We start from the raw sequence: 19,843 nt of genomic DNA on the forward strand, positions 1-19,843 counted from the left end.
GCACGCGACACGCGGGTGCGGGGGTGCACAACGTCACGCTCAGCGCGAGGGCGGGGACCCGGGCGGCGGTCGGTAGGCTCGGGGCGTGCTGATCCTGGCCCTCGACACCGCGACCCCCGCCATCACCGTGGCCGTCCACGACGGCGAGCGGGTGGTCGGCGAGGCCCGCGGCGAGGGCGCGATGGCCCACGGCGAGCTGCTCGCTCCCGCCATCCGCGACGCGCTCGCGCAGGCCGGCGCCACCATGGACGACCTCACCGACGTCGCCGTCGGCGTCGGTCCCGGCCCGTTCACCGGGCTGCGCGTCGGCGTCGTCACCGCCCTGACCCTGTCCGGGTCGCTCGGCCTGGCTCCGCACGGCGTCTGCACCCTCGACGTCCTGGCCGCCGAGGCCGGCGACGGCGAGCTGCTGGTCGCCACGGACGCGCGGCGCAAGGAGGTCTACTGGGCCCGCTACGTCGACGGCCGCCGCGTCGAGGGCCCCGAGGTCAGCAAGCCCGCCGACCTGGCGGCCCGGTTCCCGGGCCTGCCGGTCCACGGCCGGGGCGGACGGCTCTACGCCGACGTCCTGGCCCACGTCCCGGGGGTGGACGACCCGTCGGCGGCCGCGCTCGCCGGACTGGTGGCCCGCGGCGAGGCCCAGGAGCTGCCGCTGGAGCCGCTCTACCTGCGCCGCCCGGACGCGACTCCGCAGGTCTCCACCAAGCGCGCATGATCGAGCGCCCGTGATCCGTCCGGCCACCGCCGACGACCTGGACGCCGTCGTCGCGCTCGAGCAGGCCTGCTTCGGCGCCGAGGCCTGGAGCGCCGGGCTGGTCGCCGACGAGCTGGCGTCGCCGTCGCGCGCGGTGCTGGTCCACGACGAGGACGGCGTGCGGGCCTACGGCACGATCGGCGTCGTCGCCGACGTGGCCGACCTGCACCGCATCGCGACGCACCCGCGGAGCCAGGGGCACGGCCTCGGCCGCGCCCTGCTCGACGCGCTGCTGACGGCGGCCCGGGCGCAGGAGGCCGAGCGCATGCTGCTCGAGGTCGCCGCCACCAACGAGCCGGCCCGCCGCCTGTACGAGCGGGCCGGGTTCGCCACCATCGCCACGCGCCGGCGCTACTACGCGTCCGGGGCCGACGCCCTGGTGATGGAGCGTGCGCTGGCCCCGGGGGCCGCGTGGTGAACGGGGTGATGGACGAGATCCGCAGCTGGCCGTTCCTGTGGGCGTGGCTGGTGCTGTTCGCGATCGTGCTGCTGCGGGCGGGCGCGACCTACGCCCTCGGACGCCTCGTGGCCGCCGGCGTCGTCCGCCGCTGGCAGCCGGGGGAGCGGGCACGGCGCGCCGTCGACCGGGTGCACCGCTGGGGTCCGCCGGTGGTCGCGCTGAGCTTCCTGACCGTCGGCGCGCAGTCGGCGGTCAACGCCGCGGCCGGCCTGGCTCGCATGCCCGTGCCGCGCTACCTGCTCGGCCTCGTGCCCGGCGCCGCCATCTGGGCGACCGTCTGGAGCACCGTCGGCTTCGCCGCGTTCTACGCCGTCGTGGAGCTCAGCGAAGGACGTCCGGGATCCCTCGCGGTGGTGGTCGTCACAGCCCTGGTGATCGTCGCCCTGGTCGTCGTGTCCGGACGCTCGGGACGCCGCCGGTAGCGATTGCGTCTCGCGCCGGGCGTGCCAAGGTGGGGGCATGAGCGAGATCCCTCCCCCCGACAACACCGACGACCAGATCACGTACGAGAAGTCCGAGGCGCAGGACCAGATGCAGCCGTACGACACGCTCAACGACCGCGGGGTCGACGACGTGCTGGACGAGGGCTACACGGCGCCGGAGAAGTGGTCGGCCGGCGAGGGCTTCGGCACCACCGCCGACGAGCAGCTGCAGGGCGAGTCGCTCGACCAGCGCATCGCCCAGGAGGAGCCCGAGCCGGACCCGTACGCCGAGACCGAGACCGAGGACCTCGACGACGGCGAGGTCGGCGGCGCGCGCGCCGGACGTCTGGTGGACCCCGACGGCGGCATCGGCCTGGACGAGGAGAAGGACCTGGTCGGCGACGACGTGGGCATCGACGCCGGTGCCGCGGGCGCCGAGGAGGCCGCCATGCACGTCATCGACGAGAACGAGGACCCCGAGTCCATCTGACCCGCTGGTAGTGCACACGTGTGCACTACGCTCGGCACATGCGCGACGTCACCTACCCGCCGATCATCGTGACGGCCAAGACCCTGTTCAAGGTGCTGGGGATGCGGTTCCAGACGTCCGGCACCGAGCACGTCCCGCGCGAGGGCGGCGCGATCCTGGCCGCCAACCACATCGGGTACGTCGACTTCGTCTTCGACGGCCTGGCCGCCCACCCCAGCAAGCGGCTGGTGCGGTTCATGGCCAAGAAGGAGGCGTTCGACCACAAGGTGTCGGGGCCGATCATGCGCTCGCTGCACCACGTGAGCGTCGACCGCGAGAACGGCGAGGCGTCGTACCGCGAGGCGGTCGAGCTCGCGCGCTCGGGCGAGATCGTCGGCATCTTCCCGGAGGCCACGATCAGCCGCTCCTTCGAGATCAAGGAGCTCAAGACGGGTGCGGTGCGCATGGCCGCCGAGGCGGGCGTCCCGCTGATCCCGATGGTCACCTGGGGCACGCAGCTGCTCAAGACCAAGGGGCACCCGAGCGACATCTGGGGCCGCGGCAAGACGATCGCGCTGCACGTCGGCGCGCCGCTGGACGTCACGGGCGAGGACCCGGTGGCCGACACCCAGCGGCTGCGCGAGGCGATGAGCGCGCTGCTGGACAAGGCGATCACCGAGTACCCGGTCGCGCCCGAGGGCCAGTGGTGGGCGCCGGCCCGTTACGGCGGGCTGGCGCCGACGCCCGAGGAGGCGGCCCGGCTGGACGAGGAGGAGCGCGCGGCCCGTGCCGCCCGCAAGTCCGCGTCCTGACCGGCTGGCGGCGTTTGGGATGATGGAGCAGTGAGAGAGCGAAGCGAGCGAACCGTCCGGATCGCCACGGGCGGACGTCCGTACCGTGTGCCCTTCTCGACGGGGGTTCGCTCGTGACGAGCGAACCGCTCGTCCTCGGCATCGAGTCCTCCTGCGACGAGACCGGCGTCGGCATCGTGCGTGGCACGGAGCTGCTGTCCAACGCGGTCTCCTCGAGCATGGAGGAGCACGTCCGCTTCGGCGGCGTCGTCCCCGAGGTCGCCAGCCGGGCGCACCTGGAGGCGATGGTCCCGACGCTGGAGCAGGCCTACCGCGACTCCGGCGTCCACGTGAAGGACGTCGACGCCATCGCCGTCACCTGCGGCCCCGGGCTCACCGGCGCGCTGCTGGTCGGTGTCGCCGCCGCGAAGGCGCTCGCCCTGGCCTACGACAAGCCGCTGTACGGCGTGAACCACCTGGTCGGGCACGTCGCCGTCGACCAGCTCGAGCACGGCCGCTACGACGAGCGCACCGCCGCCCTGCTCGTGAGCGGCGGCCACACGTCCCTGCTGCTCGTCGACGACATCGTCACCGACGTGCAGCTGCTCGGCGAGACGATCGACGACGCCGCCGGAGAGGCCTTCGACAAGGTGGCCCGCGTGCTGGGCCTGCCCTACCCGGGTGGCCCACACATCGACCGCGCCGCGCGCGAGGGCGACCCGAAGGCGATCTCGTTCCCGCGCGGACTGACGACCGGTCGCGACATGGAGAAGCATCGCTTCGACTTCTCGTTCTCCGGGCTCAAGAGCGCCGTCGTGCGTCACGTCCAGCACGAGGAGCGCATGGGTCGCTCGTTCGCGGTGGCCGACGTCGCGGCGTCCTTCCAGGACGCGGTGTGCGACGTGCTGACCGCCAAGACGATCGACGCCTGCGTCGAGCACGGCGTGAAGCGGCTGGTCCTCGGCGGTGGCGTGGCGGCGAACCGCCGGCTGCGCGAGTACGCCGAGGAGCGGGCCAAGAAGGCCGGCGTCGAGCTGCGCGTGCCGCCGCCGGTGCTGTGCACCGACAACGGCGCGATGATCGCCGCGCTCGGCAGCGAGGTCGTCCGGCGCGGGCTGGAGCCGTCGCGCCTCGACCTGGCGGTCGACTCGAGCATGCCGGTCAACCAGGTCCTCGCCGCCTAGCCCCGAGGCTCACCGCGCGTCCCCTCCGGCGCGAAGTGTGTCGCTTCGGACGGGGTCGGGCGGCGGCGGGCGTCCGGCGCGTCACACATCGCGGCAGCGCCGGGCTCGGGTGAGGGACGGGTCAGAGGCGCTCGACGAGCAGGGCGGTGCCCTCGCCGTCGACGCGGGTCATGACGACGGTCGCCGTCACGCGTCCGCGCAGCTTCAGCCGCTTCACCAGCTGCTCGGGCACGACGTCCACGCCGCGCTTCTTGATCGTGAGCGTGCCGACGTCCAGGTCCTGCAGCGCGGCCTTGAGCGGCTTCTCGCGGAACGGCAGCTCCCGGACGACGCGGAACGAGGCGGCCAGGGGAGTGGTGACCTCGTCGTCGGTGGTGACGTAGGCGATGTGCGGGTCGACGAGGCGTCCACCCAGGTCGGCGGCCAGCTCGGCGACGAGCCCGGCGCGGATGACGGCGTCGTCGGGCTCGTGCAGGAAGCCGCCGACCGCGCCCACGACGGGGGTCTCGCCGCGGGCGACCAGCTCGCCGCCGGCCGGCAGCACGGTGGCGCGCCGCTCGACCGACGCGAGCGGGACGCCCCACAGGCAGGCCTCGACGAGCGAGCCGCCGTCGCTGACCCACTCGGCCTCGACCCCGTCAGGGACGACGTCGTGCCCGATGCCGGGCATCGTCTTGACCACGGCCAGGCCGCGCAGCCGGTCGGTGACCACGTCCCACGGCGGCGTCATCCGCTCGGGGTCGAAGACGCGACCCCGCCCGTCGCGCCGGGCCGGGTCGAGGAAGACGGCCTCGTCCGCGGGGACGTCCACCTGCGTCGCGTCGGCGACGTCGACGGTGCCGTCGAGCCCGAGCGCGTCCAGGTTCGCCCGGGCGATCGCCGCCCGGACGGGGTCGAGCTCGATCCCGCGGACGCGGAGCCCGGCGCGGGCGAACGCCACGAGGTCGCCGCCGACGCCGCAGCCCAGGTCGGTCACGGCGGTGACGCCAGACGCGGCCAGCCGCCGGGCCCGGTGGTCGGCGACGGACGCGCGCGTGGCCTGCTCCAGGGCGTCGTGGGTGAAGTACAGGGAGGCCGCGGCGTCGCCGAGCTTGCGCCGGGCCAGCCCGCGCAGGTGGTTCTGGGTGACGGCGGCGGCGACGAGCTCGACCGGGTGCGAACGACGCAGCCGGGTGCCGAGCGCCAGGTCGCTCTCGACGCCGGCGCGGGCATGGACCTCGGCCAGCAGCTCCTGGCCCTCGGGGGTCAGCAGGCGCTCGAACGTGGGCAGGTCCATGGGGCGATTCTCGCGGGTCGGACGACGGTTAGCACTCCCTTGGGGCGAGTGCCAGGCCATGCTATGTTCAGGCTTGGCACTCGCCCCGCGAGACTGCTAACCGCGTGCGCGACCCCCGCGACGGCGCTCACGCACCCCTGTCCGTCAAGTTCATTCCTGAAAGGGAAGGTCGACCCCATGGTCAGCATCAAGCCGCTCGAGGACCGAGTCGTCGTCAAGGCGCTCGAGGCCGAGCAGACCACCGCGTCCGGTCTCGTCATCCCCGACACCGCCAAGGAGAAGCCGCAGGAGGGCGAGATCGTCGCCGTCGGCCCCGGTCGGTTCAACGAGGACGGCGACGAGCGCATCCCCGTCGACGTCCAGGTCGGTGACAAGGTCATCTTCAGCAAGTACGGCGGAACCGAGGTCAAGTACGGCGGCGAGGAGTTCCTCATCCTCTCCGCGCGCGACATCCTCGCCGTCGTCTCCTGATCCCGTAGCCCCGGCCCGGACGCGCCCTCGTGCGCGCGTCCGGCCGGGGTCGCGTGGTTCACCCACCCCCAGCCAGAAGGAAGCAGTCCATGCCCAAGATCCTGGAGTTCGACGAGGCGGCCCGCCGCTCGCTCGAGCGCGGCGTCGACAAGCTCGCCGACACCGTCAAGGTCACCCTCGGCCCCAAGGGCCGTTACGTCGTCCTCGACAAGAAGTGGGGCGCCCCCACCATCACGAACGACGGCGTGACCGTCGCCCGTGAGGTCGAGCTGGACGACCCGTTCGAGAACCTCGGCGCGCAGCTCGCCAAGGAGGTCGCCACCAAGACGAACGACGTCGCCGGTGACGGCACGACCACCGCGACCGTGCTGGCCCAGGCGATGATCCACACCGGCCTGCGCGCCGTCGCCGCCGGCGCCAACCCGGTCGGCCTCAAGCGCGGCATCGAGGCGGCGGTCAAGGCCGTCTCCGAGCAGCTGCTGTCGGTCGCCAAGCCGGTCGACGACGTCGCCGACATGACGAGCGTCGCCACCATCTCCTCGCGCGACGGCCACATCGGTGCGCTCATCGCCGAGGCCTTCGACAAGGTGGGCAAGGACGGTGTCATCACCGTCGAGGAGTCCAACACGATGGGCACCGAGCTCGAGTTCACCGAGGGCATGCAGTTCGACAAGGGCTACCTGTCGCCGTACATGGTCACGGACACCGAGCGCATGGAGGCCGTCATCGACGACCCCTACATCCTCGTGAACCAGGGCAAGATCTCGTCGGTCCAGGAGCTGCTGCCCCTGCTGGAGAAGGTCGTCCAGGCCGGCAAGACGCTGTTCATCATCGCCGAGGACGTCGAGGGCGAGGCGCTGTCGACCCTGGTCGTGAACAAGATCCGCGGCACGTTCCAGTCGGTCGCGGTCAAGGCCCCGGCCTTCGGCGACCGTCGCAAGGCGATCCTGCAGGACATCGCGATCCTGACCGGTGCCGAGGTCGTCAGCCCCGAGCTGGGCCTCAAGCTCGACCAGGTCGGCCTCGAGGTGCTCGGCACCGCGCGTCGCGTGGTCGTCACCAAGGACGCCACGACGATCGTCGACGGCGCCGGTGCGGCCGACGAGGTCGCCGGCCGCGTGGAGCAGATCAAGGCCGAGATCGCCTCGACCGACTCCGAGTGGGACCGCGAGAAGCTCCAGGAGCGTCTCGCGAAGCTGGCCGGTGGCGTGTGCGTCATCCAGGTCGGCGCGGCCACCGAGGTCGAGGTCAAGGAGAAGAAGCACCGCATCGAGGACGCCGTCTCGGCGACCCGCGCGGCCATCGAGGAGGGCATCGTCGCCGGCGGCGGCTCGGCCCTCGTCCAGGCCGTCTCGGTGCTCGAGGACGACCTGGGACTGACCGGCGACGAGGCCGTGGGCGTGCGCATCGTCCGCGTCGGCGCCGACGCCCCGCTGGAGTGGATCGCCCGCAACGGCGGCGTCTCCGGCGAGGTCGTGGTCTCCAAGGTGCGCGAGACCGGTGAGGGCTACAACGCCGCCACCGGCGAGTACGGCGACCTGGTCGCCCAGGGCGTCCTGGACCCGGTCAAGGTCACCCGCTCGGCGCTCGCGAACGCCGCGTCCATCACGGCGATGCTGCTGACGACCGAGACCCTGGTCGTCGACAAGCCCGCCGACGAGGACGAGCACGCCGGTCACAACCACTGACCGACCGCACGTCACGACGGCCCGTCCCCGCGAGGGGGCGGGCCGTCGTCGTTCCGGGGTTGCGTCCTGACCCGTCGCGGGCTTACGGTGACATTGCACATGTTACATCGGTAATGTCACATGAACGGAGGCGCGGCATGACGCTCACCGCCGAGCAGTTCCGCACCACGCTGGACCGCGACACCGAGGCCGAGATGAGTCGCCTGCTCGCCTCCTCGCGCACCATCTCCTACGACCCGCAGACCGAGGTCGACTGGGACGCCCCGCTCGACCCGGCGCTGCACGGGCTCAACCCGCAGTGGAGCACGCTCTACGGCACGCCGCTGTGGGAGCGCATGAGCCACGAGCAGCGCGTCACCCTGACCCGGCACGAGGTCGGCTCGATCATGAGCACCGGCATCTGGTTCGAGATGATGCTCCAGCAGCTCATCCTGCGCGACCAGTACCGCGCCCGGTACGCCGACAGCGAGTTCCAGTTCGCGCTCACCGAGATCGCCGACGAGTGCCGTCACTCGCTGATGTTCGCCCGGGCGTGCACGCTCATGGACGTCCCGCACTACAGCCCGCCGCGCTACGTCGTCGAGCTCGCGCGCGGGCTCAAGACCGTCGCCACGGGCGAGATCGCCTACGGCTGCATCCTGGTCGCCGAGGAGATCCTCGACGTCATGCAGCGCGACTGGATGCGCGGCGAGGACGTCCTGCCGGTCGTCCGCACGACGTCCAAGATCCACGTGGTCGAGGAGGCGCGGCACATGAAGTTCGCCCGCCACGAGATCCGCGAGCACCTGCGCGAGTCCGGACGGTTCCGCCGCCAGGTGGCCGCCGAGGTCATCGCCGGGTCGGCGCGCTTCATCGTCTCGAGCATGGTGAACCCGGGTGTCTACGAGGCCGCCGGGCTCGACCGCGAGGAGGCGCTCGCCCAGGCACGCGCCAACACGCACCACCACAACCTCATGCGGATGAGCTGCGTGCACCTCATGGACTTCCTGTCCGACGCCGGCCTGCTCACCCGACCCGCGATGCGCCACTACCGCGCCGTCCACATGCTCTGACATGGCCTACGCGATCACCGCCGGCTGCTGCGCCGACGCCTCCTGCGTCTCGGTCTGCCCGGTCGACTGCATCCACCCGACGCCCGGCGAGCCGGGATTCGGCACCACCGAGATGCTCTACGTGGACCCGGAGGCCTGCATCGACTGCGGGGCCTGCGCCGATGCCTGCCCGGTGTCGGCGGTCAAGCCCGTCGACGTCCTGCGCGCCGACGAGCAGGTCTTCGCCCGGCTCAACGCCGAGCACTACGAGGGACGCGTCCCGCAGCCGGCCGCGACGCTGCTGCACCTGGACGAGGTGGCCCCGGCCACCGACCGTCCGCTGAGCATCGCGGTCGTGGGCACTGGCCCGGCGGCGGGGTACACGGCCCGCACGCTGCTCACCACCACCGACGCCCGCGTGACCGTGCTCGACCGCGCCGCGCAGCCCGGCGGCCTGGTGCGCACCGGCGTCGCGCCGGACCACCTCGACACCAAGCGGCTCGCCGACCTGTTCGCCTGGACGTGGCGCCACCCGCGGCTGCGGCTGCACCAGGGCGTCGAGGTCGGCCGCGACGTCGACCACCAGGAGCTGCTGCGCCACCACGACGCCGTCGTCTACGGCACCGGCGCCCCGGCCGAGCGCCTGCTCGGCGTGCCGGGGGAGCACCTCGACGGCGTGCACGGCGCGCCGCAGGTCGTCGGCTGGTACAACGGCGACCCCGAGGTCGACGTGGCCGCCGTCCTGCCCCGCGACGGCCGCGCCGTCGTGGTCGGCACGGGCAACGTGGCCCTGGACGTGGCGCGCGTGCTGCTCGGCGGCCCGGCGCTGCTCGAGGGCACCCAGGCGCCCGAGGGCGTCCGGCGGGCGCTCGCCGCCGCCGACGTCCGCGAGGTCGTGGTGCTGGGCCGGCGGGGCCCGGCCACCGCCGCGTTCACCCGGCCGGAGCTGCTGCGGATGCCCGCGGGCATCGAGGTGGCCGTGGCCCGCGACGCCGCCGTCCAGGCCGAGATCGACGCCGCCCCACGCGGCACCGTGGCCGCCCAGCTGCGCGAGCTGCCGGTCGCCGACCTCGACTGGTCGGCCCAGCCTCCACCCGGACGCCGGCTCGTGCTGGCCTTCGACCGGGCCGTCGAGGCGGTCGAGGGCGACACCGCCGTCGAGGCCGTGCGGGTGGTCTCGACCAGCGGTGCCGCGGCGCCGGTCTCGCTGCCCGCCTCCCTGCTCGTCCGCTCGACCGGACGCCGGGGCGTGCCGGTGCCGGGCCTGCCGTTCGACGAGGCGTCCGGCGTGGTGCCGCACGAGGGCGGCCGGGTGGTCGACCCGGTCACCGGAGAGCCCGTGCCGGGGGCCTACGTCGTCGGCTGGGCCAAGCGCGGTGCCCGCGGCGGCATCGGCGCCAACCGCGCGTGTGCCCAGGAGACCGTGGCCACCCTGCTGGGCGACGCCCGCGCCGGGCTCCTGCCCGAGCCGGTGGCGGACGTCCGGGCCTTCGACCGTGCGTTGCGCTCGCGCGTCGAGCCCGGCGGGCGACGGCGCCTGGCGCTGCTGGCCTGACGCCCGGCCCGAGGGGTCCTCCGCGTGGCGGAGGGCCCCTCGGCGCGTCCGCGGCCAGGATGTTGCCGGCCCGGGGCAACCGTTCGGGTGCCCGTCCCCGTCAGAGGGGTGAAAGGAGGCCGCCCGTGCGCATGACCGACCGCGACGCCGAGTTCGTCGGCTTCACCCACGACCACCGCCCCGACCTCGTCCGGATGGCCACGCTGCTGACCGCCGGGGATGCGTCCTCGGCCGAGGACCTCGTGCAGACCACGCTCACGCGGCTGTACCTGGCCTGGCCACGGGTGCGCCGCGCCGACAACCGGCTCGGCTACGCCCGCACCACGCTGACCCACGTCTTCGTCGACGAGACCCGCCGGGCCCACCGGCGGTGGGAGCGGTCGGCGGACGGGCTGCCCGACCGAGCGGCCGCGACCGGGCTCGCGCCGGAGGAGCGCGACGCGGTCCATGCCGCGCTGCGCGACCTGGCACCGCGCCAACGGGCCGTCGTCGTCCTGCGGCACTGGCTCGACCTGGACGTCGCCGAGACGGCTCGCGTCCTGGACTGCTCCACCGGGACGGTGAAGTCGCAGACCGCCAAGGCGCTGGCGCACCTGCGCGCCGCACTCACCCCCGACCCCACCACGCTCTAGGAGGACCCGTGCTCGACCTGCGAACCACCCTCGACCGCGCCGCCGGCGACGGACGCCCCGACGGACGTCCCGTCGACCCTGCTCCCGACCTTCGCCGCGGTCGCGCCGCGCTCGTGCGCCGCACCCGCCGCCGCCGGGCCGCCGGCCTCGGGGCCCTCGCCCTCGTCGGCGTCGCAGCCGTGGGCGTGGCGCTCGACCGCCCGGCCACGCAGCGGCTGCCCAGCGACACGGTCGCGAGCAGCCCGGTGGACGCCCAGGTCGCCCTGGTGGCGGCCACGCTCGAGGCCGAGCCCTACGCGTTCGGCCTGACCCCTCGGGGCTGGGGCGTCGGCGGACGGACGCCCACCGCGGTGACGATCGTTCCCGACGACGGCTCGACCTCCGCCGACCCGGACGACTTCCGCGGCAAGCTCGTGGTCATGCTCGACGCCAACCCGCTGGATGGGCGCGAGGTCGAGCGCGACGGACGCACCTTCTGGATCACGTCCGGCGGCGGCTACACGACGATGGCCACGCCGACGCTGCCCGGCGAGCGCGAGGGCGTCGTGCGGATCCAGTTCCCCGACGGCGCCGGCTGGGACGAGGACGCGATGCTGGACTTCCTCGGCAGCGTCCGCGTGGGCGACACGGCCGAGCCGGGCGTCGGCTGATCGTCCCGGCCGCCGGGACGGGCGGACGCTTTAGGTTAGGCATGCCTTACGCTGTGCGCATGAAGATCATCCGTCCCGTCGCGGCCGCCGCTGCCGCGATGCTCGTCCTCGGCGCCTGCGGCTCCGACTCCGACGACTCGTCCGGCTCCTGGAACTACACCGACGACCTCGGCACGAAGATCTCGCTCGACCAGGCGCCCGAGCGCATCGTCGTGCAGAGCTCGATGGGCGCCGCGCTCAGCGACCTGGGCGTCGACGAGGACAAGATCGTCGGCTACTTCGGTCCGGCCACCCTCCCCGACGGCAGCCCCGACCCGCAGGCCGAGGGCCTGGACACCGAGGGCCTGACCGACGTCACCGGCGGCGGCGAGTACGGCGACCTGGACCTGGAGAAGCTCGCCGAGCTCAAGCCCGACCTCGTCGTGACGAGCACCTACCTCGAGCCCGACCTCTGGTACGTCAACGACGCCGCCAAGGAGAAGGTCGAGAAGCTCGGCACCCCGATCCTCGCGGTGAGCTTCGACGGCAAGACCCTGCCCGAGCTGCTCGACTCGACCGAGAAGGCCGCCAAGAAGCTCGGTGCGGACCTCAAGGACGACGATGTCACCGAGGCGCACGACGAGTTCGATGCCGCCGCCGAACGGCTGAAGCAGCTCGGCACGACGATGACGGCGGAGAAGAAGCAGATCGTCGCCGGCTCGCCGTCGGCCGACATCTACTACGTCTCCAGCCCCGAGGCGAACGCCGACCTCAAGTACTGGAAGGACGAGCTCGGCCTGCCGATCGTCCAGCCCGACCCGGACGAGCAGGGCTACTTCGAGCCGCTGAGCTGGGAGCAGGCCGACAAGTACCCGGCCGACGTGTTCCTCTACGACGACCGCGTCGGCGAGTCCGGTCTGCAGCTGTTCAAGGACCAGCCGGTCTTCCAGACGCTGAACGCGGCCAAGAACCAGGCCTACGTGCCGTGGACGTCGGTCGCGCCGCCGAGCTACGACGCCTACGCCGACATCTTCGAGCGCCTGGCGGAGGGCCTGCAGCAGTACTCCTGACCCGCACGATCCCGACGCACCGCACCGGTGCCGCCACCCGGCGGCCCGGTGCGGTGTCGTTCGTCCGGGCGGACGTTCGTAGGCTCGCGGCGTGAGTCACGCCGCGCCGCACCCCGGGCACCGCCCCGGGACCCCGGGCTACCGGCGGCTCAACGTGGCCATGCTCATGGCCGGCGTCGCGGCGTTCGGGATGCTCTACAGCACCCAGCCGCTGCTTCCGCGGATCGGCGCCGCCTTCGACGTCTCGCCCGCCGCGGCGGCGCTCACCGTCTCCGGCGCCACCGGGGCGCTGGCCGTCGCCGTCGTCGTGGCCACCTCGGTCGCGGCCCGGCTCGGCCGGGCCCGCGTCATGCGCGCGACGATGCTCGCGGCGGTGGCCGTCCAGCTGCTCAGCACGACCATGCCGACCTTCGGCGGGCTGCTGGCCCTGCGCGTCCTGCTCGGCCTGCTGCTGGCCGGAGTCGTGGGCGTCGCGATGGGCCACGTCGGCGCCGAGGTGCACCCGGACGGCCTCGGCCGGGCCATGGGGTTGTACGTGGCCGGCAACTCGCTCGGCGGCGTCGGCGGACGGCTCGTCACCGCGGCGGTCGCCGACCTCGGCTCGTGGCGGGTGGCGGACGCGGCGCTCGGCGTCTGCGCGCTGGCCGCGACGGTCGCGTTCGTGCTGCTGCTTCCGCCGAGCGTCCACGGCGAGGACGAGACCGGCCCGCGTCCGCACCCGGGCGTGCGGGCCTGGCTGCGTCCCCAGGTGCTCGCGCTCGTCGCGGTGCCGTTCCTGCTCATGGGCGGCTTCGTGGCCGTCTACAACTACCTGACCTACCGGCTGGTGGAGCCGCCGTTCGAGCTGTCGAGCGCCGTGGTCGGCCTGGTGTTCCTGGCCTACCTGGCCGGCACGGTCTCGTCCGCCCTGGCCGGCGCCGCCGCCGACCGGTTCGGACGTCCGCGGACGATGGCGCTGTCGCTCGCGGTCATGGCCGCCGGCCTGGCCCTCACGCTGCCCGACCACCTCGCGCCCGTGGTGGGCGGCCTGGTGCTGCTGACCGCGGGCTTCTTCGCCGCGCACGCCGTGGCCAGCGGCTGGCTCCCGCTCGTCGCCGGCCCGCTGGGCGGCCGGGCGAGCGGCGCGTACGTCACGTCGTACTACGCCGGGTCGAGCGTCCTCGGTGCCGTCGTCGGCCTGGCCTGGAGCGACGGCGGCTGGCCCGCGGTCGCCGCCGCCGTCGGCGCCACGGTCCTGGCCACCGCCGGGTGCGTCGCCGTCGTGGTGCGGGCCGAGCGGGTGCGCTGAGCCCGACGAGGCGTCGCTAGGCTCGCCGCCGTGCTGCGCCTCCTGTTCTTCGTCGGTCTCGGCATCGTCCTCGGCGGTGCGGTCGTGCTCGTGGTCGGGCCTCCCGGCGCTGCGGGATGGGCGATCCCGGTGGGACTCACGGTCGCCGTCCTCAGCGGCGTCCTGGTGGCCGTCGGGCGCGGACTGCGCGGGCTCGCGGTCGCGTCGCCGGAGGAGGTCGAGGCCGCCCGCGCGGCCGGACGCCTCGCGGTGGCGCGGGTCGACGCGCTGCGGCAGACCGGCACGCAGGTCAACGACCAGCCGTTGTGCGAGATCGACCTCACCGTCGCCCCGCGGTCCGGTCCCGCGTTCACGACGACCGCTCGGCTCGTCGTGCCGGTCGTGGAGGTGCCGCAATTCCAACCCGGGCGCACCCACGTCGTGGCCCTGCTGACCGAGGACGGCCCCGAACTGGCGTTCACCGAGGACGATCCCGCGTCCGCGGCCTGGCGCACCGTCGTCGTCCCGTCCCGCGGCGCGGCCGTGCCGGACCGACAGCCCGACTCGCACACCGTCGTCAAGGACGGACGCCGGCGCGGCCCGCTCCTGGGCATGGGGCGCCGCGGACGTCCGCTCCGCCTCGTGCTCTACGTCGTGGTCGCCGCGGTGGCCGCCGCCCTGGTCGTCCTGCCGTACCGCACGGGCCTGCAGCAGACGATCGACGCGCTGCCCGACGGGCGCTGGCACGCCGACCTGCGCCAGTCCGACGTCCTGGGGCCGGCACTGGACGCCGTCGCCGAGGAGGTCGGGCACCGCACGGTCAGCGGAGTGACCGTCATGGAGGACCTCCTCGTCATCGAGGCCCCGGTGGAGCCGGGACGCACGCCGACGGACCGCTGGCTCTACCGGCGCGGCACGGTGCAGCACGACGGTCCCGACACCATCCAGCCGTCGACGCCGAAGGAGCAGTTCGGGCTCGACGACGTGGACTGGGGCGCGATCGGACCCCTCCTGGAGCAGGCCCGGGCCGCGGCCGACCTGCCGGACGACGAGGACGGCGACGGCACCGTCCGCGTCGGGCGCGACTCCGACGACGACGTCCACAGCGCGACGTTCGCCCAGGCGACGGGACCGGTGCGGCTGACGCTCACGATCGACGGCGACTACGGCTCGGCGTTCTTCGCCGCCGACGCACAGGGCCGCGGCCTCACCCTCACCGGACGCGGTTGAGGCCCGGCGCCGAGCCGTCGCGGGACGTGCCCGAGCCCACGTCCCGACCCCGGTGAGGCCCCTCGACGGGGCCCGTAGACTTGGTGCATGAGCGAGGCTGGCATCCCGGAGAAGTTCCAGAGCCTCGGGCTCACCTACGACGACGTCCTGCTGCTGCCGGGCGAGACCGACGTGATCCCGAGCGAGGTCGACACCACGGCGCGCCTGACGCGCGAGATCAGCCTGCGCGTGCCGCTGCTGTCCGCCGCCATGGACACCGTCACCGAGGCGCGCATGGCCATCGCCATGGCGCGCGAGGGCGGCATGGGCGTCCTGCACCGCAACCTGTCGATCGAGGACCAGGCCTACCAGGTCGAGCTCGTGAAGCGCACCCAGACCGGCATGGTCCCCAACCCGGTCACGATCGGCCCCGACGCCACGCTCGAGCAGCTCGACCAGCGCTGCGGCGAGTACCGCGTGTCGGGCCTGCCCGTCGTGGACGCCGAGGACCACCTGCTCGGCATCATCACCAACCGCGACCTGCGCTTCGTCCCCGTCGCGGAGTGGGCCACCCGCACCGTCGGCGAGATCATGACGCCGATGCCGCTCATCACCGGCCCCGTCGGCATCAGCCGCGAGGACGCCTCGGCCCTGCTGCGCCAGCACAAGCGCGAGCGCCTGCCGATCGTCGACGACGAGGGACGCCTGGCCGGCCTCATCACGGTCAAGGACTTCGTGAAGTCCGAGCAGTACCCCAACGCCAGCAAGGACGCCCAGGGCCGCCTGCTGGTCGGCGCGGCCGTCGGCTACTTCGGCGACTCCTACGAGCGGGCGAACGCCCTGCGCGAGGCGGGCGTGGACGTCCTCGTCGTCGACACCGCGCACGGCCACGCCGCGCTGCTGCTCGACATGATCCGCAAGCTCAAGGCCGACTCCGCCTTCGACGGCGTCCAGGTCATCGGCGGCAACGTCGCCACGCGGGCGGGCGCCCAGGCGCTCGTCGACGCGGGCGTCGACGCGGTCAAGGTCGGCGTCGGGCCCGGCTCGATCTGCACCACGCGCGTGGTCGCCGGCGTCGGCGTCCCGCAGGTCTCGGCGGTCTACGAGGCGTCCCTGGCCTGCGAGCCGGCCGGCGTCCCGGTCATCGCCGACGGCGGCCTGCAGCACTCCGGCGACATCGCCAAGGCGCTGGTCGCCGGCGCCGACACCGTCATGGTCGGCTCGCTGCTGGCCGGCTGCGAGGAGAGCCCCGGCGAGCTGATCTTCGTCAACGGCAAGCAGTTCAAGAGCTACCGCGGCATGGGCTCGATCGCCGCCATGAGCTCGCGCGGCAAGAAGTCCTACTCCAAGGACCGCTACTTCCAGGCCGACGTCGTGAGCGACGACAAGATCGTCCCCGAGGGCATCGAGGGCCAGGTCGCGTACCGCGGCCCGCTCAGCGCGGTGGCCCACCAGCTCGTCGGCGGCCTGCACCAGTCGATGTTCTACGTCGGGTCGCGCACGCTGCCCGAGCTCAAGGAGCGCGGCCGGTTCGTCCGGATCACGGCGGCCGGGCTCAAGGAGAGCCACCCGCACGACATCCAGATGACCGTCGAGGCTCCCAACTACAGCCGATAGGGTCGCAGCATGGCTGACATCGAGATCGGCGCCGCCAAGCGCAGCCGCCACGCGTACTCCCTGGACGACATCGCGATCGTCCCGAGCCGTCGCACCCGCGACCCGCAGGACGTGTCGACGGCCTGGCAGATCGACGCCTACCGCTTCGACCTGCCGGTGCTCGCCGCGCCGATGGACTCGGTCATGAGCCCGGCCACCGCGATCGAGCTGGGCCGCCACGGCGGTCTGGGCGTCCTCGACCTCGAGGGCCTGTGGACCCGGTACGAGAACCCCGAGAAGCTGCTCGAGGAGATCGCGTCGGCCGACCCGGTCACCGCCACGCGCCGGCTGCAGGAGATCTACACCGAGCCGATCAAGCCCGAGCTGATCACCGAGCGCCTGCGCCAGGTGCGCGAGGCCGGCGTCACGGTCGCGGGCGCCCTGTCGCCGCAGCGCACCAAGGAGTTCGCCGACGTCGTCGTCGCCGCGGGCGTCGACCTGTTCGTCATCCGTGGCACGACGGTCTCGGCCGAGCACGTCTCGGGCCGCAGCGAGCCGCTCAACCTCAAGCAGTTCATCTACGAGCTGGACGTCCCGGTGATCGTGGGCGGCTGCGCCACGCACCAGGCGGCGCTGCACCTCATGCGCACCGGCGCCGCCGGCGTCCTGGTCGGCTTCGGCGGCGGGGCGGCACACACCACGCGCTCGGTGCTGGGCGTCGCGGTGCCGATGGCCACCGCGCTGGCCGACGTCGCCGCGGCCCGCCGCGACTATCTCGACGAGTCCGGCGGCCGCTACGTCCACGTCATCGCCGACGGCTCGATCGGCCGCAGCGGCGACATCGCCAAGGCGATCGCCTGCGGCGCCGACGCGGTCATGATCGGCTCGCCGTTCGCGCGGGCCACCGAGGCCCCGGGCCGTGGCTTCCACTGGGGCGCCGAGGCCTGGCACTCGGACCTGCCGCGCGGCGAGCGGGTCGAGATCGGCACCGTCGGCCCGCTGGAGTCGGTGCTCTTCGGCCCCTCGTCCGTCCCCGACGGCACCATGAACCTCATGGGCGCGCTGCGTCGCGCCATGGCCACGACCGGCTACACGGAGCTCAAGGAGTTCCAGCGGGTCGAGGTCGTCGTCGCCTGAGGTGCCGGCCATGAGCGAGCACGTCCGGGTCGAGCACGTCGACTACGAGCACCCGGACGCGGTGCTGCTCCGCGCGGAGCAGTACGCGTTCGGCAACGCGCTGTACGCCGACCACCCGGCGTCGGCGAACCGGTCCGGGTCCGAGGGCATGGACCCGGCGAGCATCCTGCACACCGTCGTGGCGTACCTGGGCGACGAGCCGGTCGGCCACGTCTGCCTGCGCCGCATGGACGGGCCGATGGACGGCGAGCTGGAGCTCAAGCGGATGTTCGTCCGTGAGGGCCACCGAGGGGCCGGCATCGCCGACGCGCTGCTGGCCGACGTCGAGCAGGCCGCCCGGGAGACGGGTGCGCCGCGCGTCGTCATCCACACCGGCGACCGGCAGGTGGCCGCGCTGCACTTCTACGAGCGCCACGGCTACACCCCGATCGACGTCTACTGGCCCTACCAGGACGTGTCCTACTCGCTCTGCTTCGAGAAGCCGCTGTGAGGGTCGCCGCGGCCCAGCTCGTCTCGGTCGCGGGTGACGTGGCCGCCAACGTGGCGTCCGCCGTGCGGGCCGTCGAGCAGGCCGCGGCGCAGGACGCCCGTCTGCTCGTCCTGCCGGAGCTCTTCCTGACCGGCTACGTCATGCCGCCGCCCGTCGTCGAGGTGGACGACCCGGTGCTCGCGCCCCTCGACCACGCGGCCACCGCGGCCGGCGTGCTCGTGCTCGCCGGCGCGGCGGTGCCGACCGCCGAGGGCGTGCGGCTGAGCCTGCTGTCCTTCGGCAGGGGCGTGCGCCGCGTCTACGACAAGCAGCACCTGGTCGAGGGCGAGGTGCCCCACTTCGTGCCCGGCGACCACGGCGTGGTGCTGGACGTCGACGGCTGGCCGGTGGGGCTCAGCGTCTGCTACGACGGGTCGTTCCCCGAGCACGCCCGCGCCGCCGCGCAGGCCGGCGCGGCGCTCTACGTCAACGCCATGGCGTTCTTCGCCGGCAGCGAGCACCGCCGCGACCTGTACTACCGCTCGCGGGCGCTCGACAACGGCATGTACGTGCTCACCGCAGGGCTCGTCGGACGCTGCGGCGACGCGGAGTTCAACGGCGGCGCCGCGGTGCACGACCCCGAGGGCCGCACGATCGTCTCCGGCCCGGCGGGCGAGGAGGCCGTGGTCGTGGCCGAGCTCGACCGCCGAGTCGTCGAGTCGACACGGGCGGCGCACCCGATGCTGGCCGACGTCCGCGACCTCGGCGGCGTCGTGCACCGGTCCGCCTGACCGGAACCGTTCCTCGAGCCGTAGCCGTTCCTCGAGCCGGCCGAGAGGAGTCCCCTCGACAGGCTCGGGGAACGGGGACGGCTCGGGGAGCGGAAGCTCGGCTCGGGGAGCGGAGGCAGCCGTCAGGGGGTCAGGTCGTAGGTGACCCACGCCGTCCGAGCCGCCACGCGGTCGTAGACGGCCTGTGCGCGGTGGTTGTCGTCGGCGGTGATCCAGCGGACGACCGACCAGCCGCGCTCGCCGGCGCGGGTCCGGACGCCGTCGAGCAGGGCGTCGGCCACGCCGGTGCCCCGGGCGGCCGGGTCGACGAACAGGTCGTCCAGCCAGCCGCCGACCGAGCCGGCGAGCGGACGCGCGAAGGGACGCACGTGGGCCAGGCCGACCAGCTCGCCGTCGCGCTCGGCGACGAGCGCCTCGACCTCGTGGCCGGGGTCCAGGATCCAGCCCCAGACGAGGGCCAGGTCGACGGTGTCCTGCTCGTAGAACGCGCCGTACGCGGTGTAGAGCGCGCCCCACTGATCCTGGTCGTCCGGCCGTGCGGCCCGGACCTGCACGCTGCTCACGCGGTCGCGGCCGCCTCGACCTGGGCGGCGAGCTTCTCGACCGACTTCCGGTTCTTCTTCCCGTCCAGCAGCGCCTTGGGCCGCCCCGGCGCGGTGTCGACGGTGAGCTCGACCCGCGAGCCGGCGCCGGCCTCGGTCACCGTCGCGACGGCGTCGAGCTCCCAGCTCAGCATGGTCTTGCGGGTGCGGAAGGCGACCACGTGTCCGTCCGGGCTCGGCTCGCCCGGCGTGAACCGGTTGTCGGCGACGACGCGCTGCACGGCGGCGACGGCCCGGTCCGGCGTGACGGCCAGGTCGATCGTGGTGGTGGCGGACGATCCCATGCTTTCCCCCTGCTCTCGGTTGCCCGGACCCTAGCGCGGCGCCGCTCCGCTCGTCG

The 19,843-nt window shown here is 73.6% G+C and carries 22 protein-coding genes; 19 read left to right on the forward strand and 3 right to left on the reverse strand.

Annotated features, from left to right (window positions below):
- The first annotated feature begins 85 nt into the window (after positions 1-85).
- The 6 genes from tsaB to tsaD all read left to right on the forward strand — a co-directional run bounded on the left by tsaB (position 86) and on the right by tsaD (position 4,080).
- Positions 86-715, forward strand: a complete 630-nt coding sequence (gene tsaB / locus E0W78_RS10560) for a tRNA (adenosine(37)-N6)-threonylcarbamoyltransferase complex dimerization subunit type 1 TsaB (RefSeq protein ID WP_131403918.1) — start codon at positions 86-88, stop codon at positions 713-715.
- A gap of 10 nt (positions 716-725) precedes the next feature.
- On the forward strand, positions 726-1,172 hold the full coding sequence (gene rimI / locus E0W78_RS10565) for a ribosomal protein S18-alanine N-acetyltransferase (protein WP_131403919.1): 447 nt from the start codon (positions 726-728) through the stop codon (positions 1,170-1,172).
- Between the two features lie 8 nt (positions 1,173-1,180).
- The gene (locus E0W78_RS10570; RefSeq protein WP_131403920.1) at positions 1,181-1,636 is read left to right on the forward strand and encodes a VTT domain-containing protein; all 456 of its coding nucleotides are present in this window, start codon (positions 1,181-1,183) and stop codon (positions 1,634-1,636) included.
- Positions 1,637-1,673: 37 nt separating this feature from the next.
- Complete coding sequence (locus E0W78_RS10575) at positions 1,674-2,126, forward strand: DUF5709 domain-containing protein (RefSeq protein ID WP_131403921.1); 453 nt, start codon at positions 1,674-1,676, stop codon at positions 2,124-2,126.
- 38 nt (positions 2,127-2,164) lie between these two features.
- Positions 2,165-2,917 carry a lysophospholipid acyltransferase family protein gene (locus E0W78_RS10580; protein ID WP_131403922.1) on the forward strand — a complete coding sequence of 251 codons (753 nt, stop codon included), beginning with the start codon at positions 2,165-2,167 and terminating at the stop codon, positions 2,915-2,917.
- Between the two features lie 113 nt (positions 2,918-3,030).
- Positions 3,031-4,080, forward strand: coding sequence for a tRNA (adenosine(37)-N6)-threonylcarbamoyltransferase complex transferase subunit TsaD (gene tsaD / locus E0W78_RS10585; RefSeq protein ID WP_131403923.1), 1,050 nt, complete (start codon positions 3,031-3,033; stop codon positions 4,078-4,080).
- Positions 4,081-4,201: 121 nt separating this feature from the next.
- On the opposite strand, the gene E0W78_RS10590 is transcribed toward tsaD, so the two are convergent.
- Positions 4,202-5,356, reverse strand: coding sequence for a class I SAM-dependent methyltransferase (locus E0W78_RS10590; protein ID WP_131403924.1), 1,155 nt, complete (start codon positions 5,354-5,356; stop codon positions 4,202-4,204).
- A 177-nt stretch (positions 5,357-5,533) separates the two neighbouring features.
- Between E0W78_RS10590 and groES the strand changes: the two genes are divergently transcribed.
- The 13 genes from groES (at position 5,534) to E0W78_RS10655 (ending at position 18,901) form a co-directional block, all read left to right on the forward strand.
- The gene (gene groES, locus E0W78_RS10595; protein WP_019143581.1) at positions 5,534-5,827 is read left to right on the forward strand and encodes a co-chaperone GroES; all 294 of its coding nucleotides are present in this window, start codon (positions 5,534-5,536) and stop codon (positions 5,825-5,827) included.
- 89 nt (positions 5,828-5,916) lie between these two features.
- Positions 5,917-7,515, forward strand: coding sequence for a chaperonin GroEL (groL, locus tag E0W78_RS10600; protein ID WP_131403925.1), 1,599 nt, complete (start codon positions 5,917-5,919; stop codon positions 7,513-7,515).
- Between the two features lie 137 nt (positions 7,516-7,652).
- Positions 7,653-8,567, forward strand: a complete 915-nt coding sequence (locus tag E0W78_RS10605; RefSeq protein WP_131403926.1) for a diiron oxygenase — start codon at positions 7,653-7,655, stop codon at positions 8,565-8,567.
- Between the two features lies 1 nt (position 8,568).
- Positions 8,569-10,101 carry a 4Fe-4S binding protein gene (locus tag E0W78_RS10610; protein WP_131403927.1) on the forward strand — a complete coding sequence of 511 codons (1,533 nt, stop codon included), beginning with the start codon at positions 8,569-8,571 and terminating at the stop codon, positions 10,099-10,101.
- A gap of 131 nt (positions 10,102-10,232) precedes the next feature.
- Positions 10,233-10,733 carry a SigE family RNA polymerase sigma factor gene (locus tag E0W78_RS10615; protein ID WP_131404015.1) on the forward strand — a complete coding sequence of 167 codons (501 nt, stop codon included), beginning with the start codon at positions 10,233-10,235 and terminating at the stop codon, positions 10,731-10,733.
- Positions 10,734-10,741: 8 nt separating this feature from the next.
- Positions 10,742-11,383 (forward strand): hypothetical protein, encoded by a 642-nt coding sequence (locus tag E0W78_RS10620; RefSeq protein ID WP_131403928.1) that lies wholly within the window; start codon positions 10,742-10,744, stop codon positions 11,381-11,383.
- A 59-nt stretch (positions 11,384-11,442) separates the two neighbouring features.
- Positions 11,443-12,432 carry an ABC transporter substrate-binding protein gene (locus E0W78_RS10625; protein WP_165570474.1) on the forward strand — a complete coding sequence of 330 codons (990 nt, stop codon included), beginning with the start codon at positions 11,443-11,445 and terminating at the stop codon, positions 12,430-12,432.
- Between the two features lie 91 nt (positions 12,433-12,523).
- On the forward strand, positions 12,524-13,720 hold the full coding sequence (locus E0W78_RS10630) for an MFS transporter (RefSeq protein ID WP_131403930.1): 1,197 nt from the start codon (positions 12,524-12,526) through the stop codon (positions 13,718-13,720).
- A gap of 30 nt (positions 13,721-13,750) precedes the next feature.
- Positions 13,751-14,929, forward strand: coding sequence for a hypothetical protein (locus E0W78_RS10635; protein WP_131403931.1), 1,179 nt, complete (start codon positions 13,751-13,753; stop codon positions 14,927-14,929).
- Between the two features lie 87 nt (positions 14,930-15,016).
- Positions 15,017-16,525, forward strand: a complete 1,509-nt coding sequence (guaB, locus tag E0W78_RS10640) for an IMP dehydrogenase (protein ID WP_131403932.1) — start codon at positions 15,017-15,019, stop codon at positions 16,523-16,525.
- 9 nt (positions 16,526-16,534) lie between these two features.
- The gene (locus tag E0W78_RS10645) at positions 16,535-17,641 is read left to right on the forward strand and encodes a GuaB3 family IMP dehydrogenase-related protein (protein WP_131403933.1); all 1,107 of its coding nucleotides are present in this window, start codon (positions 16,535-16,537) and stop codon (positions 17,639-17,641) included.
- A gap of 10 nt (positions 17,642-17,651) precedes the next feature.
- Positions 17,652-18,131 carry a GNAT family N-acetyltransferase gene (locus tag E0W78_RS10650; protein ID WP_131403934.1) on the forward strand — a complete coding sequence of 160 codons (480 nt, stop codon included), beginning with the start codon at positions 17,652-17,654 and terminating at the stop codon, positions 18,129-18,131.
- The gene (locus E0W78_RS10655) at positions 18,128-18,901 is read left to right on the forward strand and encodes a carbon-nitrogen hydrolase family protein (protein WP_207392718.1); all 774 of its coding nucleotides are present in this window, start codon (positions 18,128-18,130) and stop codon (positions 18,899-18,901) included. Before E0W78_RS10650 ends, E0W78_RS10655 begins: the two co-directional genes overlap by 4 nt.
- Before the next feature lie 122 nt (positions 18,902-19,023).
- On the opposite strand, the gene E0W78_RS10660 is transcribed toward E0W78_RS10655, so the two are convergent.
- A complete protein-coding gene (locus E0W78_RS10660; RefSeq protein ID WP_131403936.1) occupies positions 19,024-19,464 on the reverse strand; it encodes a GNAT family N-acetyltransferase in 441 nt (146 codons plus the stop codon).
- Entirely contained in the window at positions 19,461-19,787 is a 327-nt protein-coding gene (locus E0W78_RS10665) for a hypothetical protein (protein ID WP_131403937.1), read from the reverse strand. The genes E0W78_RS10660 and E0W78_RS10665 overlap by 4 nt, the downstream gene beginning before the upstream one ends.
- Between the last annotated feature and the right edge of the window lie 56 nt (positions 19,788-19,843).

Source organism: Aeromicrobium sp. IC_218 (assembly GCF_004336805.1).
Lineage (GTDB): Bacteria > Actinomycetota > Actinomycetes > Propionibacteriales > Nocardioidaceae > Aeromicrobium.